Raw genomic sequence first — 15,210 nt, 5'->3', positions numbered from 1 at the left:
CTCCGCCTCTCCCGGGGGACGTGGTTCCTGCTTCGTCACGGCGACACTATCCCCCGGACCACGGCCGGGTGAACCCGGTACCGATCACCAACACCCCTGCCCACGGGGGCGGTTGGGGAAAAGGCCCGGAACGGCCGGCATGACATCCGACACCCACCCGCCCGGGAGGCGTCCGGATGGCGCATGATCGGACGTGCGCGCGTCACGTACCACCCGATACGCACCACCGGACGTACCACCAGAGAGGACCTCCCCATGGAAGACCGCTTCGACGTCGTCGTGCTCGGAGCAGGACCCGGCGGCTATGTGGCCGCCATCCGTGCCGCCCAGCTGGGCAAGCGGGTAGCGGTCGTCGAGGAGAAGTACTGGGGAGGTGTCTGCCTCAACGTCGGCTGTATCCCGACCAAGGCGCTGCTGCGCAACGCCGAGCTGGCGCATCTGTTCACGCACGAGCAGAAGACGTACGGCATCAAGGTCGACGGGAACGTGTCCTTCGACTACGGCGAGGCGTTCAACCGCAGCCGCACGGTCGCGGACGGCCGGGTCAAGGGCGTCCACTTCCTGATGAAGAAGAACAAGATCACGGAGTTCGACGGCCGGGGCACGTTCCTCGACGCGAACACCCTCCAGGTCGCCAAGTCGGACGGCAGCACGGACACGATCACGTTCGACAACTGCATCATCGCCACCGGCGCCACGCCGAAGCTGCTGCCCGGCACGCGGCGCTCCGAGCGCGTCGTGACGTACGAGGAGCAGATCCTCGCCGACAGCGTGCCGCAGTCCATCGTGATCGCGGGCGCCGGCGCCATCGGCATCGAGTTCGCCTATGTCCTGCACAACTACGGCGTGAAGGTCACCATCGTCGAGTTCCTGGACCGCATCGCACCCCTGGAGGACGCGGACGTCTCGACGGAGCTGGCCAAGCAGTACCGCAAGCTCGGCATCGACGTGAAGACCTCCACGCGCGTCGAGTCGATCGACGAGTCGGGCCCGCAGGTCAAGGTCACGGTGACCGGCAAGGACGGCAAGCAGGAGGTCCTGGAGGCGGACAAGGTCCTGCAGGCCATCGGCTTCGCCCCGAACGTCGAGGGCTTCGGCCTGGAGGCGACGGGCGTGGCGCTGACCGAGCGCGGCGCCATCGACATCGACGGGCGCGGGCGGACGAACGTCCCGCACATCTACGCCATCGGCGACGTCACCGCGAAGCTGATGCTCGCGCACACCGCCGAGGCCATGGGCGTCGTGGCCGCCGAGACCCTCTCCGGCGCCGAGACGATGGAACTCGACTACCCGATGATCCCGCGCGCCACCTACTCCCAGCCGCAGATCGCCAGCTTCGGCTGGACCGAGGCGCAGGCCAAGGAGAAGGGCTTCGACGTCAAGGTCGCCAAGTTCCCGTTCATGGCGAACGGCAAGGCGCACGGCCTCGGCGACACCACCGGCTTCGTGAAGATCATCAGCGATGCACGGTACGGCGAGATCATCGGCGCCCACCTGATCGGCCCGGATGTCACCGAGCTGCTTCCCGAGCTGACCCTGGCCCAGCAGTGGGACCTGACCGTGCACGAGGTCGCGCGCAACGTCCACGCGCACCCGACGCTCGGCGAGGCCGTCAAGGAAGCGGTGCACGGCCTGGCCGGGCACATGATCAACTTCTGACGGCAGCCGGGCGCCCCCGGCCCTCCCCGGCACGCCCCGGCCCGCCCCGCCCTTGCGCCGAACGGCTCAAGTGGCGGGGCCGCCCCGTCCGGAAGATCCTTGGTCAGAACGCGCCGTTACGCCTCGGGGGCGAGGGAGGCAGCAGCCGATGTTCTCTGGCCTGGGTCGATTCGTGGTCCGTCGCCCGTGGTGGATCATCCTGGCGTGGATCGTGGCGGCCGGCGCCGTGATCTCCCTGGCGCCGAAACTCACCTCAAGCAGCGACGAGGCGAGCTTCCTGCCGGACCACTACGAGTCCATCCGCGCGGCGGACGTGCAGGAATCGGAGTTCCCCAAACAGCAGAACGTCGGCGCGATCATCGTCTTCCAGCGCTCCGACGGCGGAACGCTGACGGCGGCCGACTCCGCGGACGTCGCCCGTATCTCCAAGGACCTGCAGGCCAGGAAGATCTCCCAGGTGCAGGCGGTCGTACCGGGCGCGGTCTCGCCCAACAAGCTCGTGCAGACGTCCGTCGTCGCGATGCCGAAGATCACCGACCCCGAGGACACCGCTCAGCAGGACGCGGTCAAGGACCTGCGGTCCGATCTGGGGCCCGAGCTGAAGGGCACGGACCTGTCCGCCGGGATCACCGGCTCCGCCGCCCAGGCGCTCGACGAGAGCGACGCCTCGGAGCGCGCCGGACTGCTCGTCGGGGTCGGCACGATCGTGATCATCATCGTGCTGCTCCTGGTGATCTTCCGGAGCCCGATCATCGCGCTGCTTCCCGTGGTCCTGATCGGCCTCATCTCGCCGATGGCGACCGGTCTGATCGCCTCCGCGAACAAGGCCTTCGACATGAAGGCCGACTCCTCCATCCAGGAACTGCTCACCGTCGTCCTGTTCGGCGTCGGCACGGACTACATCCTCTTCCTGCTCTTCCGCTACCGAGAGGCGCTGCGGGCGGGCGAGGACCCCAAGGGCGGCATGGTGCACGCCGTCGAGCGGGTCGGCGAGGCGATCACCTCGGCGGCCGGCGCCGTCATCGTCGCGTTCGCCGCCCTGACGCTCTCCTCGCTCGGCATGCTGCGCTCCATGGGCCCCGCCCTGGCCATCGCGGTCTTCGTGACGCTCCTTGCCGGGCTCACACTGGTCCCCGCCGTCGTCTCGCTGCTCGGCACGAAGGTGTTCTGGCCCTCGAAGTCGTGGCAGAAGGAGCCGCAGGGCACCGGTTTCGCACGGCTCGGCACCTCCATTGCCCGCAAGCCCGCCGTCTGGGCCCTGGTGTCGGCGCTGTTCATGGGCGCGCTCGCCCTCGGCGCCCTCGGCTACCGCGCCAACTTCGACCTCGCGGGCTCCTCGCTGCCCAAGGACAAGGAATCGATGGTCGCCCTGGACAACCTCCAGAAGGGCTTCCCCGCGGGCTCCACCGACCCGACCTCCGTCTACCTCACCTCCAAGGACGACGGCCCGCTCCCCGAAGCGCGCACGGCCGCCTTCCGGGCACAGCTGGCCGACGTCAAGGGCGTGGGCAAGGTCTCCGCCGCCCAGCCGAGCAAGGACGGTACGACGGCGTCGTTCTCCGTGATCCTCTCGGACCCTCCGGCCTCCGACCGGGCCCTGGAGACGGTCAAGGACCGGCTGCGCCCCACCGCCCACCAGGACGCGCCGCCTGGCACCGAGGCACTGGTCGGCGGCACGACGGCGGTGTACGTCGACATCAACAAGGCCGTGGACCGCGACTACTCGGTGGTCTTCCCGGTCGCCGCGCTCGCCATCATGGTCATCCTCGGCCTGCTGCTGCGCAGCTTCGTGGCTCCCTGGTACCTGATGCTCTCCGTCGCCCTCGGCTTCGGCGCGACCCTGGGCGCGACCTCGCTGCTCTTCCAGCAGATCGGCAGCCAGCCGGGCCTGATGTTCATGCTGCCCGTGATCATGTATCTGTTCGTCGTCGCCCTGGGCACGGACTACAACATCCTGATGGTGTCGCGCCTGCGCGAGGAGGCCCGCGAGGGCCGCACCCCGCACGACGCCGCGGGCACGGCGGTGCGCCACTCGGGCCCGACGATCGGCTCGGCGGGCGTGATCCTCGCGGGCACGTTCGCGACCCTCATGCTCGCGGGCAACTCGACGCTCTCCCAGATGGGCTTCTCCCTCTCCTTCGGCATCCTCATCGCCGCCTTCGTCATGGCGATGATCTTCACGCCCGCGCTGACGGCCCTCATCGGGCACGCGGCGTGGTGGCCGGGGCACGGGGACGAGAAGCGCGAGCCAGGCGAACGGCGGGACGAGAGCGGCCCGTCGGGTGCGGGCAGCACGCGAAGCTAGCGCGCCATGGACACCGCCCTACGCCCCTTCGCCGTACGCCGCGGAGAGTGCCTGAGCGTCCGCGTACGAAGGCAGGTCGTCCGGCACGGCGCCGCCCCCGCCGATCGAGTGTGCCGCCTCGACGGCGGCGTGCAGTGCGGCGCGGAAGAGCAGCGAGCCGCTGCTGACCCGGCGCACGCCGAGCTCCGCGAGGCGCCGGTAGGTCAGGGCGCCGGGCGCGAAGAGGATGTTCAGCGGGACGTCGAGCACGCCGTCGACGAGTGCCGCGATGGCCTTGCCGTCCTGGAGGCCGGGGACGAACAGGCCGTCGGCGCCCGCCTGTTGGTAGGCGGCGGCCCGGCGTTCGGTCTCCTCCGCTCCCCCGGCGCGCAGCCAGTAGGTGTCCGTGCGCGCGTTGACGAACAGGTCGGGGGCGCTCTCCTTGACGGCGCTGATCAGCTCGCACTGCGGTGCCGTGCCGGCCAGCGTCCCGTCCGGGCGCCCGTCCTCGATGTTCACGCCCACGACGCCCGCGCGGGCCAGTTCCGCCGCGAGCTCCGCGACCTCGTCGGGCCGCTCGCTGAAACCGCCCTCGATGTCCACGGTGATCAGCGCGGGCAGCCGGGCCAGGCCGCGGGCCAGGCGCAGGGTCTCCTCGCGTGTGCCGCCGGTGGCGTCCGCCTTGCCCGCGGCTGCCGCCACGCCGAGGCTGGTGGTGCCGATCGCCGAGAACCCCGCGCCCACGAGCGCGGCGGCGGACGCGTGGTCCCAGGCGTTGGGCAGGAGGAGGGGTTCGCCGGTGCGGTGCAGGGCGCGGAACTGGTCGGCTCGATCTGCGTGGGTCATGCCCGGACGGTAGCCCCGCGACGGTTCGTCGACCACCGAAACGTCCTGCTGGAAGGGGGTGCGCGGCAGCCCCCTCAGGCCCCTCGAAAAATTGCCGGGAAATTCTTCCGGCGTGATGTCGAGAACAGGTGGCCGGCCCCGACGTCCCCTGTGAGAGTTGCCCACAAGGGGTGACCACCGCACAAGTCGAGGAGAAACGTCATGAAGTACCTGGTGATGGTCCAGGGCACGCAGGCGGACTACGAGGCGCAGAGCGGCAAGGCGAACGCGACCAGTCCGGCGTGGGGGGAGAAGGACCTGCAGGCGATGTTCGAGTTCATGGGTGCGCTCAACAACGACCTGGCCGAGTCCGGTGAGCTGGTCGACGGACAGGGCCTGTCCGAGCCCGCGCAGACCCGCCTGGTCGACGTCGACAAGGAAGGCCGCCCGGTCATCACGGACGGTCCCTACGGCGAGACGAAGGAAGTACTCGCCGGTTACTGGGTCCTGGAGTGCGAGAGCCTGGACCGCGTCACCGACATCGCCAACCGGATCCAGCAGTGTCCGGTCCCCGCGGGCTCGCCCCTCTACCCCGTGGTGATCCGCCCCATCATGGGCGGCCCCGAAGACGCGTCCTGAACGCCACATCCGCGACCGAGGACCTGCTGCGCCTGCACGCGCCGCAGGTCCTCGGCGCGCTCGTACGCCGGTACGGGCACTTCGGCGAGGCCGAGGACGCCGTGCAGGAGGCGCTGCTCGCCGCCGCCCGGCAGTGGCCCGCGCAGGGCGTGCCCGACAACCCGCGCGGCTGGCTGATCAGGGTGGCGTCGCGGCGGCTCATGGATCAGCTGCGCAGCGACGAGGCGCGGCGCAGGCGCGAGGAGGAGGCCGCGCAGCTGTCGCCGCGGGACGCCTTCACCGCGCCGCCGCCGGGCGAGAGCCGTGCCCCCTCCGAGGACGACACCCTGACCCTGCTCTTCCTGTGCTCCCATCCCGCGCTGAGCCCGGCCGCGCAGGTCGCGCTGACGCTGCGCGCGGTCGGCGGCCTGACCACGGCCGAGATCGCCCGCGCCCACTTCGTGCCCGAGGCGACGATGGCGCAGCGGATCAGCCGGGCGAAGGCGAAGGTCAAGGGGGTGCCCTTCGAGCAGCCGCGCCGAAAAGACCGTGACCAGCGGCTCGCGGTGGTGCTCCAGGTGCTCTACCTCATCTTCAACGAGGGCTATACGGCGACCTCCGGCGACGCCCTGCACCGCGCCGACCTGGCGCGTGAGGCGATCCGTCTCGTCCGGTCCGTGCGCGGGCTGCTGCCCGAGGACGGCGCGGTGACCGGGCTGCTCGCGCTGATGCTGCTCACCGAGGCCCGCAGCGCGGCCCGCACCGGCCCCCACGGGGAGCTGATCCCGCTGGACGAGCAGGACCGCGCGCGCTGGGACCGGCGCGCGATCGAGGAGGGCTCCGCCTTGGTCGAGAAGGCCCTGTCCCAAGGCCCCGCGGGCGCCTACCAGTTGCAGGCGGCGATCGCCGCGCTGCACGACGAGGCGCCGCGCGCCGAGGACACGGACTGGCCGCAGATCCTCGCCCTCTACGACATCCTCGTGCGCCGCGCTCCCGAGCCCATGGCCGAGCTGAGCCGGGCCGTGGCCTTCGCCATGGTGCACGGGCCGCGTGCCGGGCTCGCCGAAGTGGCTTCGCTGGAGGACCGGTTGGCGGGCCATCACCGGCTCGACGCGGTGCGCGCCCATCTCCTGGAGCGTGCGGGCGACACCGAGGCGGCCCGCACCGCGTACCAGTTGGCGGCCAAGCGTACGCTGAGCATCCCCGAGACGCGTTACCTGCAGATGCGTGCGGCCCGCCTGCTGTCCACTTGAGTACGGAGAACGAGATGATCGGCGTCCCGGCGGGAAAGGTGACGCTGACGGACCGGCGTACGCAGCGCAGCTGGACGGTCGACGTCGCGGCATACGACCTGGCGCCGTTCCCGGTCACGCAGGAGCAGTACGAGCGCGTCACCGGTGCGCGGCCGAGCAGCGCGACCGGCGCGCGGCTGCCCGTGGAGGGCGTTTCCTGGCTGGACGCGGTGCGGTTCTGCAACGCCCTGTCCCTGCGGGAGGGCCTTTCGCCCGCCTACCGGCTCGGACCTGATGCCGAGGGTGCCGAGGGTGCCGAATGGGACACGGCCGCCGACGGCTACCGGCTGCCGACCGAGGCCGAGTGGGAGCACGCCTGCCGGGCCGGTACGGGCGGTGCGCGGTACGGGCCGCTCGACGCGATCGCCTGGTACGGCTCCAACGGCTCCGGGCGGATCCACGAGGTGGGCGGCAAGCAGGCCAACGCGTGGGGCCTGCACGACATGCTGGGCAACGTGTGGGAGTGGTGCTGGGATCTCTACGACCCCGAGGTCTACGGCACCTATCGGGTCCTGCGGGGCGGCGGGTGGTTCGACGAGCACTGGAGCTGCCGGGCCTCGGTGCGGCGCCGCAGCCACCCGACGTTCCGGATCGACGATGTCGGGTTCCGTGTCGCGCGCTCCCGGGGCGCCGACGGGGCACCCGTGAACGACTCCGGCACGCCGTCAGGCACGTAACGCAGCTCACATGAACAGGGCCCCGACCTGGGAACACCGAGGGTTGGTTCATCGTTGAACAGTACGTAGGTCCCGACCGCGATTCCCCCGTCCGGCCGGGGCCTACATTTATTTCCGACCGTTCATGTCCATTCCGTTCCGTTTCACGCCTTCGAGCGCGAATATGCCAACCGCACCGCACGGCGCACCTCCGGACGGCATCATGCGCTCATGGACGGTGCCAAGCCTGTGCAGGTCTTGTTCACGCCCGACGAGTACGAAACGGTCCTGCGGAACGCGGACCAGCTCGGCCTCCCGGTCGATGAGTTCATACGCCGGGCCGTGATCGTCGACGCCACGCAGCCCCCCTGCCCCGCCGACGCCGCACAGCCGCCCTGCCCCACCACCGGTGCCCGGCGCGGCTCCGGAGCGCCGGCGCCCGTGCCGCCCGTCCGCCGGAGCCCCGGCGCCGGCGGCACTCCCGCACTCCAGCGCTTCCTGGACACGCTCGCGGCCACGGTGGAACCCGGCGCCGACGAGCAGGTGCCACCGCAGCCGACGGTCCGCAGCTGCTCCGGGCAGTGACACCCGCAGCAGCGGCCCTCAGGCCAGGGAGATCTCCGGCTTGTAGAGCTCGAGCCAGATCGCCAGATCGAGCGTGCGCTCGAGGCCGCGCCGGGACGCCTGGGTGATCTGCGGTACGTCGCGTCCCGCCGCCCGCGCCACCCGGTCCCGGTCGACGAGGTCGAAGACCGGGTGGGCGGGCTGGCCGAGCAGGTCCTTGACGTGCTCCTGGAGGGCGACGGCGTACTTGGGGTCCTGCGTGGAGGGATAGGGGCTCTTGACGCGGTCGTACACCGAGCGCGGCAGGACGTCCGCCGTCGCTTCCCGCAGGAGGGTCTTCTCCCTGCCGTCGAAGGACTTCAGGGACCAGGGCGCGTTGTAGACGTACTCGACCAGGCGGTGGTCGCAGAAGGGCACCCGCACCTCGAGGCCGACGGCCATGCTCGCGCGGTCCTTGCGGTCGAGCAGGATGCGCACGAACCGGGTCAGGTGCAGATGGCAGACCTTCCGCATCCGGAACTCGAAGTCGCTCTCGCCGTCGAGGCGCCGGATCCCGGCGACCGCCGTGTCGTAGCCGCTTTGGATGTACGCGGGCAGGTCGAGGGCGTCAGTCAGGTCCGGGCGCAGGACGTCCGCGTCGTCGCCGAAGTGCTCGGCGAACCGCACCAGCCAGGGAAAGGTGTCGGCGTTGCGGGCGTCTTCGTCGAAGAACTGCAGGTAGCCGCCGAAGACCTCGTCCGCCGACTCCCCCGAGAGCGCGACCGTCGAGTGTTCCCGGATGGCCCGGAAGAGGAGGTAGAGCGAGGCGTCCATGTCGCCGAAGCCCATGGGCAGATCGCGGGCGCGGATCATCTTGGCCCGTACCTCGGGGTCGGCGAGGGCGTGCGAGTCCAGGACGATGTCGCGGTGATCGGTGCCGGAGGCCTTGGCCACGTCGTGCACGTAGGGCGTGTCCGGGGTGGGGCGCAGCTCGTCGGCGACGAAGTTCTCGCTCTGGCCGACGAAGTCGACGGCGAAGCTGCGTACGGTCTCGCCCGTCTCGCCCAGTTGACGCGCGGCGATCGCGGTCATCGCCGAGGAGTCGAGGCCGCCGGAGAGCAGGGTGCAGCGCGGCACGTCCGAGACGAGCTGGCGGCGCACGATGTCGTCGAGGAGCTCGCGCACCTTGGCGACCGACTCCTCGCGGCCGTCGGGGTGCGGGCGCGTCTCGAGGCGCCAGTAGGCGTGGCGGCGCAGGCCGCCGCGGTCGACGGTGACGACGGTGCCGGGCTCGACCTCGTTCATGCCGTCCCACACGGCGTGACCGGGCGTCTTGACCATGGTGAAGAGTTCCCGCAGACCGTCGGTGGTCACCCGGGCGCGGGCCAGCGGGTTGGCGAGGATCGCCTTGGGTTCGGAGCCGAACAGGACGCCGTCCGGGGTCTCGTAGTAGTAGAAGGGCTTGATGCCCATCCGGTCGCGGATCATGACGAGCTTGTCGTGCCGTCCGTCCCACACCGCGAACGCGTACATGCCGTTGAGCCGTTCGGCGACCGCCTCGCCCCACTCCAGATAGCCGCGCAGGACGACTTCGGTGTCGGATTCGGTGGTGAACCGGTGGCCGCGCCCGGTCAGTTCGCGGCGCAGTTCGGTGAAGTTGTACGTCTCTCCCGAGTAGACGAGGGCGACGGTGCCGCGCGGCGTCCGCGCGGTCATGGGCTGGCGCCCTCCGGGCAGGTCGATGATGGCGAGCCTGCGGTGCCCGAGTCCGGCGGGGCCTTCGATCCAGGTACCGCGGTCGTCGGGGCCGCGGCAGGACATCGTCTCGGTCATCGCGTCCAGGGTGCCGGACACGGACCGCAGATCACGGTCGAAGGAGACCCAGCCAGTAATGCCACACATGCGCAACCTCCTGCTTCACGCCGCCTGCGAGCCGTCACCCCGAGAAGTAGGTGTAGCTAGCAGCTATGTGGTGAGCGTGCGCCTCCCTGTTGCGTACGGTCAATGGGCCGGTAACACGGAACGGCACATTCCGGCCAACGGCAAAGACTTCCCAAAAGGGGCTCTCACCTGCGCTTTTAGGCTCGCTTTAGGAAGTGCTCTCGACCGGTCCTTGCCCGTGCGCGCCGGCTCGGTCCGCCAGCCGGAAGTCCGCGTAGTCGAAGCCGGGTGCGACGACGCAGCTCACCAGGACCGGCTCGTCGCCGGTCGGGCGCGCCGCCTGCCATACGCCGCCCGGCACCAGGATCTGCGGGCGCTCGCCGTGCTCGATACCGGGACCCAGGCGCATCGGGGCCGCGCCCTCCACGGGAAGGTCGCCGTCGCCGCCCAGGCGCAGGTCCAGGGGGCCGCCGCGGTGCCAGAGCCAGATCTCGTCGGAGCGCACCACGTGCCAGCGGGACTCCTCGCCCGGGCAGAGCAGGAAGTAGATGGCGGTGGCCGCCTTGCGCGTGCCGGGGTAGCCCGTGGGCGTGAAGGAGTGGTCCGGGGCCCAGGTCTCCACGAACCAGCCCCCTTCCGGGTGCGGCTCCATGCCCAGCTCGCGCGCCAGGTACGGGGGTTCCTTCGCCTCGCTCATGCGTGCTCTCCGTTCCGTCGGCGGCTCGGCCCTCGGCTCTCGGCTTCGGCGCACACGGCGCGACCGCACGGCCGACGATACGCAGCCGCGGCGACGCGTGCGCCGTACGCGCCCCGAGAGGTAAGTGCCGAGAGGTACGGGCTCGCGGCGCACGGAGCATCACTGAGGCGTGAGGAAACCCTGCACCACGGGCGCGTACCGCGCGGTGATCTCGTCGATGGGCGTGTCCCGCACCCGGGGTCCGCGGGCTATCCCGTACATCACGCCCAGACCGAGCAGCGTGCTCACCGCGAGTTCGGCACGCACGCCCGCGTCCGGCCCCGTGAGGCGTTCACCGAGGCGGTCGACCACCTGGGCGCGGAAGTTGGCGCGCAGGGTGTCGCCCTGTTCGCGGTGGAGCGGGGCGAAGACGATCCGCAGGATGGGGTCGGCGCCGTGCTCGGCCTGCCCGGTCAGCAGATGACGGACCATGTGGTGGCCGAGTCCGGCCAGGGGCGCGTCGAGCAGGGCCTCGGCGTCGGCCTCGAAGGACATGACGCGCGCGAAGAGGGCGTCCTTGTTGCCGAAGTACTTGAGGATCAGCGGGGCGCTCACACCGGCCCGTTCGGCCACCGCCTTGAGCGTGATGTCGGCGTGTGCGTGCCGGGCGAGGAGATGGCGGGCGGCGCGGATGATGGCGGCCTTCGTCGCCTCGGCGTCGCGGCGGGCGGGCCCGGTGTCGCCTGCCCGGGGTTGCGGTGCTTGAGGTTGCGGTGCCCGGGATTGCGGTGCCGTGCCGGAGGCCGGTGCGGTCATGGCGTCAGAGGTGTTCAAGGCGTTCAGCTTCTCCCTTCCATGGCCGTCTCCTGCGCGGGTCCCGGCCGCCCGGCGGTCGGCGCCGGGCCGTCGGATGCCTCGTCCGAGGGTATGGCGAGGGCCGTGGCACAGGCGACGAGTGCGATGGTCCCGGCCATCGCGAAGGCCAGTTGATAACCGGGCAGGGTCGGTACCGGCACCCCGTCGAGCGTGCTGGTGTGCCGGACGAGCACGGCGGCGACCGCGGCGCTGCACACGCTCTGCCCGATGGTGCGCATCAGGACGTTGACGCCGTTCGCGGACGCGGTCTGCGCGAGGGGCACGGCCCGCAGGATCAGGGTGGGCAGGGCCGAGTACACGAACGTCGTCCCCGTCGAGACCACCGCGGCCCCCAGCACGATCACCCACAGGTCACGGCTGTCGACGATGCGCACGACGTAGCCGAGCGCCATGACGGCGGCCCCGATGGCCAGCGTCACGCGGGCCCCGTGGGCGGTGGAGACGCGGGCCGAGACGGGCGAGAGCACCAGCATGATCAAGCCGTTGGGCAGCAGGCAGAGGCCGGTCGCCACGATCGACAGGCCGAGGCCGTAGCCGCTGGCGACGGGCGCCTGCACCAGTTGGGCGGTGACCAGCGAGTTGGCGTAGAAGGCGAATCCGGCCAGGAGCGCCGCCACATGCGGCAGCGCCACCCGCCGGCCGGAGGCCAGGCGCAGGTCCACCAGGGGCTGCTTCGACCGGAGTTGCTGGCGCCACCACACGGCGAGGACGACGGCGGCCCCGGCGAACAGACCGAGCACGGGAGCGCTGCCCCACCCCCACTGCCCGCCCTGCGACACCGCGAGCAGCAGACAGACGAGCCCGGCGGCGAGGCCCAGCGCACCTCCTGTGTCGAAGCGCCCCGGCGAGCGGACCGGCGACTCCCGTACGGTCCACCAGGCGAGGGCGAGCCCGGCGGCGCCCAGCGCGCTCGTCGCCCAGAACATGGCGTGCCAGTCCGCGTACTGCACGATCAGCGCGGCCAGCGGCAGGCCGAGCGCGGCCCCGATCCCGACGGTCGAGCTCATCAGGGCCACCGCCGAACCGGTCCGTTCCGGGGGGAGTTCGTCCCGCAGGATGCTGATCGACAGCGGTACGACGGCCGCCGCCGCGCCCTGCAGCGCGCGGGCCGCGATCAGCAGCCGGATGTCCGAGGTGAGCGCGCAGAGCGTCGAGCCCACGGTCATCAGGCCGAGCGCGGCGAGCAGCACCCGTCGTTTGCCGTACATGTCGCCCGCACGGCCGAGCACCGGCGTGAGGACGGCGCCGGCCAGCAGGGTGGCGGTGACCAGCCAGGACACGGCGCCCGGTGAGCTGCCGGTCAGGCGCGGCAGGTCGGGGAGCAGCGGCACGACCACGGTCTGCATGACCGCCATGAGAATGCCGCCGAAGGCCAGGACCGGAACCGTCAGGCGGGAGCGTATGCCCGCGCCGTCCGCGGAAGATATCGGGACGAGCTTCATGATCTCTCCAGCACCGGCGCAAAGTCCAGAGAAGTGAAGGAAGGGCGAAGCGAAGTGAATATGAATTCACCATAGCGGGTGAATGGGCTTTCACCACCCCCTTGTTCGGAATCGAGATCCAGCCATGCATGACGCGGACTCCACGGCGAAGTGCGGCCAACTGCCTTGCGCGCACTGGGCGTCGCCATCCCCGGCGGTATGGAGTCAGCCATAATGCCGTTCATGAAGAGACTGCGAATTGGGCTGGTCGGCACGGGCTCCTGGGCCTCGTCCACGCACGCTCCGGCGCTCGCCGCGCACCCGGACGTGGAGTTCAGCGGGGTGTGGGGGCGGCGCTCCGAGGCGGCGTCCGCGCTCGCGGCGGCGCACGTGACCACGGCGTACGCGGACGTGGACGACCTGTTCGCCGCGAGCGACGCCGTGGCGTTCGCCGTGCCGCCGGACGTGCAGGCGCCGCTGGCCGCGCGGGCCGCGGCGGCGGGCTGCCATCTGCTCCTGGACAAGCCGGTGGCCACGAGCGTGGCCGCGGCACGTGACCTCGCGGCGGCGGCGGAGGCGGCCGGCGTGGCGTCCGTCGTCTTCTTCACGCTGCGCTTCGCCGGGCCGACGTCGGCCTGGGTGGCGGAGCAGGCGGCCACGGACGACTGGTTCGCGGGGCGCGCCGACTGGTACAGCTCGTTCTACGCGCCGGACGGGTCGAGCCCGTTCTCCTCGCCGTGGCGGGCGCAGCGGGGCGGCTTGTGGGACGTCGGCCCGCACGCCCTGTCCGTCCTGATGCCGGTGCTCGGCGATGTCACGGCGGTGACGGCGGCGGCAGGCCGCGCGGACCTGGTGCATCTGATCCTGCGGCACGGCAAGGGGGCTTCGAGCACGGCGACACTGAGTCTGACCACGCCGCCGAAGGCGTCGGGAGTGACGGTGGAGTTTCGCGGCGAGACGGGAACGGCCTCGATGCCGTCAGGGGGCGGGGCGCTCGACGCGTTCCGCTCGGCGGTCGACGCGCTCGTCGAATCGGCACGATCCGGCCAACCGCACGCATGTGACGTGCGATTCGGGCTGCGCGTGACGGAGATCCTGGCGTTGGCGGAGAAGCAGCTCTCCGCGGGCTGATACTCGCGGGTCCGCCCGGTATGACTGCGGGCGGCCGGTACCGTGGCCGCTACGTAATGGCGAGTGACGGCACCGGCCGCAGCCAGTGGGCCCAGGAACCGGTTCGGGAAGTCGCGCCGTACGTGCCGAGTGCGACGTTTCCGACCACACACATCGGAATACGAACAACCGATCCATACTCTTCCCGCAACGGCCCAGTAGGCCTAGGGGGTACCCGGCGCCGAGGAATTTCAGCCAATTTCCAGCTCCCCGGACAAGATGCCCCACACTTGTGTCCGCGTGCCCACCGACGAGGTAACTCCCAGGTCGGCGGTCCCGCTTCGTCCATGATGCAGCATCGACTGATCGTTTTTCTTCGGGCAATCTTTACTACCAAAGCTGGTGAGAATATTTAGACTGCTGATGCTCAACTCGGCGTGCACCAAGAGGGATTACCCACCATGAACAAGACGGCGCTCCGCGCTCTGCTCCGCGAACGACGCGCCCTCATTGCCCCCGAATCACATGGCTTCAGCCGCCCCACGGGCCAGGGGCGACGGGCCCGCGGCCTCTCCCAACATCAGGTCGACCAGCTGTTGCACCGGGCTATCGGGACGTATCACCGCCTGGAATCTGGCAGTTATCCCAATCCGCCCGCCTCGCTTTTGCGTGATGTCGCGCTGTTGTTCGGGCTCAATGAGCAGGAGTGGGTCTCCCTCTGTCGTTTCGCTCTGCTGCAGGAGCCTCCGGGGCCACTCCATCAGTCCTCCGGCAAGGAAATCCCGGGAGTCTGGCAGGAGGCGGTCGAGAGCATCGGGCACATGGCCTACGTCACCGACGCGTCCTGGGACATGCTCGCCTACAACGAACCGTTCGCCGAGTTGTTCGCCCACGGGGCCGTGCCCGGCAACACCATGCGATGGATGCTCCTCGACCCCGACGGACGCCGGTCCCTGACGAACTGGCACACGGCCTGGGCCCCCATGGTCCTGCCACAGCTGCGTGCCGCGCTCGCGGCACGGCCGGACGACGAGGTCCTGCGCCAGATAGAGAAGGAAGTCCTCGAAGACCCCGAAGCCGCTCCTCTCTACGGGGCCGGCTCCCTCGTCTCGCACCCGGACGGCGACGAGCGCCCCCTCTACCACGCCCAGCAGGGGCCCGGCTGGCTGACCATGTGCGCGGCGCAGCCCATGACGGCGCCCGGCGCCCGGCTGATCATCATGGTGTTCCATCCCGGCGAGAAGCGCGCCCACACGCGCGCCCCCATGTTGCGGGCTCGCTGACCGGCCGTCACGCCCTCACAGACTCCGGCTGCCGGAGGGGGATCAATCCAGCGCGGTGAAGTACGTTGTGCCGCACGCCCCCCACC

General features: G+C 70.7%; 13 protein-coding genes and 1 pseudogene. 9 read left to right on the top strand and 5 right to left on the bottom strand.

The features are described 5' to 3' along the window. Positions 1-255: 255 nt before the first annotated feature. A complete protein-coding gene (gene lpdA / locus ABZ906_RS30965; RefSeq protein WP_361388303.1) occupies positions 256-1,659 on the top strand; it encodes a dihydrolipoyl dehydrogenase in 1,404 nt (467 codons plus the stop codon). Positions 1,660-1,807: 148 nt separating this feature from the next. Beyond that, positions 1,808-3,964: an MMPL family transporter gene (locus ABZ906_RS30960; RefSeq protein WP_361388300.1), complete on the top strand. Its 2,157-nt coding sequence runs from the start codon at positions 1,808-1,810 to the stop codon at positions 3,962-3,964. Between the two features lie 18 nt (positions 3,965-3,982). Here the strand turns inward: ABZ906_RS30960 and ABZ906_RS30955 are convergent, their stop codons facing one another. Further along, on the bottom strand, positions 3,983-4,789 hold the full coding sequence (locus ABZ906_RS30955; RefSeq protein WP_361388297.1) for an isocitrate lyase/phosphoenolpyruvate mutase family protein: 807 nt from the start codon (positions 4,787-4,789) through the stop codon (positions 3,983-3,985). Between the two features lie 201 nt (positions 4,790-4,990). Here ABZ906_RS30955 and ABZ906_RS30950 point away from each other — a divergent pair, with 201 nt between their 5' ends. From ABZ906_RS30950 to ABZ906_RS30935, 4 genes are all read left to right on the top strand, one after another. Continuing rightward, the gene (locus ABZ906_RS30950; RefSeq protein WP_361388294.1) at positions 4,991-5,407 is read left to right on the top strand and encodes a YciI family protein; all 417 of its coding nucleotides are present in this window, start codon (positions 4,991-4,993) and stop codon (positions 5,405-5,407) included. After that, positions 5,404-6,639, top strand: a complete 1,236-nt coding sequence (locus ABZ906_RS30945) for a sigma-70 family RNA polymerase sigma factor (protein ID WP_361388768.1) — start codon at positions 5,404-5,406, stop codon at positions 6,637-6,639. The genes ABZ906_RS30950 and ABZ906_RS30945 overlap by 4 nt, the downstream gene beginning before the upstream one ends. A gap of 14 nt (positions 6,640-6,653) precedes the next feature. Then, entirely contained in the window at positions 6,654-7,355 is a 702-nt protein-coding gene (locus ABZ906_RS30940; RefSeq protein WP_361388765.1) for an SUMF1/EgtB/PvdO family nonheme iron enzyme, read from the top strand. Between the two features lie 210 nt (positions 7,356-7,565). Next, entirely contained in the window at positions 7,566-7,919 is a 354-nt protein-coding gene (locus ABZ906_RS30935; protein ID WP_361184757.1) for a hypothetical protein, read from the top strand. 18 nt (positions 7,920-7,937) lie between these two features. Here the strand turns inward: ABZ906_RS30935 and asnB are convergent, their stop codons facing one another. The 4 genes from asnB to ABZ906_RS30915 form a co-directional block, all read right to left on the bottom strand. Beyond that, positions 7,938-9,779, bottom strand: a complete 1,842-nt coding sequence (gene asnB, locus ABZ906_RS30930; protein WP_361388291.1) for an asparagine synthase (glutamine-hydrolyzing) — start codon at positions 9,777-9,779, stop codon at positions 7,938-7,940. A 187-nt stretch (positions 9,780-9,966) separates the two neighbouring features. Further along, a complete protein-coding gene (locus ABZ906_RS30925; RefSeq protein WP_361388288.1) occupies positions 9,967-10,455 on the bottom strand; it encodes a cupin domain-containing protein in 489 nt (162 codons plus the stop codon). Positions 10,456-10,614: 159 nt separating this feature from the next. Then, positions 10,615-11,250 carry a TetR family transcriptional regulator gene (locus tag ABZ906_RS30920; RefSeq protein ID WP_361388762.1) on the bottom strand — a complete coding sequence of 212 codons (636 nt, stop codon included), beginning with the start codon at positions 11,248-11,250 and terminating at the stop codon, positions 10,615-10,617. A gap of 23 nt (positions 11,251-11,273) precedes the next feature. After that, entirely contained in the window at positions 11,274-12,752 is a 1,479-nt protein-coding gene (locus ABZ906_RS30915; protein ID WP_361184764.1) for an MFS transporter, read from the bottom strand. A gap of 222 nt (positions 12,753-12,974) precedes the next feature. Between ABZ906_RS30915 and ABZ906_RS30910 the strand changes: the two genes are divergently transcribed. The 3 genes and pseudogenes from ABZ906_RS30910 (at position 12,975) to ABZ906_RS30900 (ending at position 15,124) form a co-directional block, all read left to right on the top strand. Next, complete coding sequence (locus ABZ906_RS30910; RefSeq protein WP_361184766.1) at positions 12,975-13,862, top strand: Gfo/Idh/MocA family oxidoreductase; 888 nt, start codon at positions 12,975-12,977, stop codon at positions 13,860-13,862. A 440-nt stretch (positions 13,863-14,302) separates the two neighbouring features. Next, positions 14,303-14,539: pseudogene (locus ABZ906_RS30905) on the top strand (helix-turn-helix transcriptional regulator); the annotation flags it as partial. A 123-nt stretch (positions 14,540-14,662) separates the two neighbouring features. Beyond that, the gene (locus ABZ906_RS30900) at positions 14,663-15,124 is read left to right on the top strand and encodes a hypothetical protein (RefSeq protein WP_361185099.1); all 462 of its coding nucleotides are present in this window, start codon (positions 14,663-14,665) and stop codon (positions 15,122-15,124) included. Positions 15,125-15,210 lie beyond the last annotated feature (86 nt).

This window comes from Streptomyces sp. NPDC046925, assembly GCF_040644915.1.
Classification (GTDB): domain Bacteria; phylum Actinomycetota; class Actinomycetes; order Streptomycetales; family Streptomycetaceae; genus Streptomyces.
The sequence above is the reverse complement of the archived record's forward strand: the minus strand, read 5'-3'. Positions and strand labels throughout refer to the sequence as shown.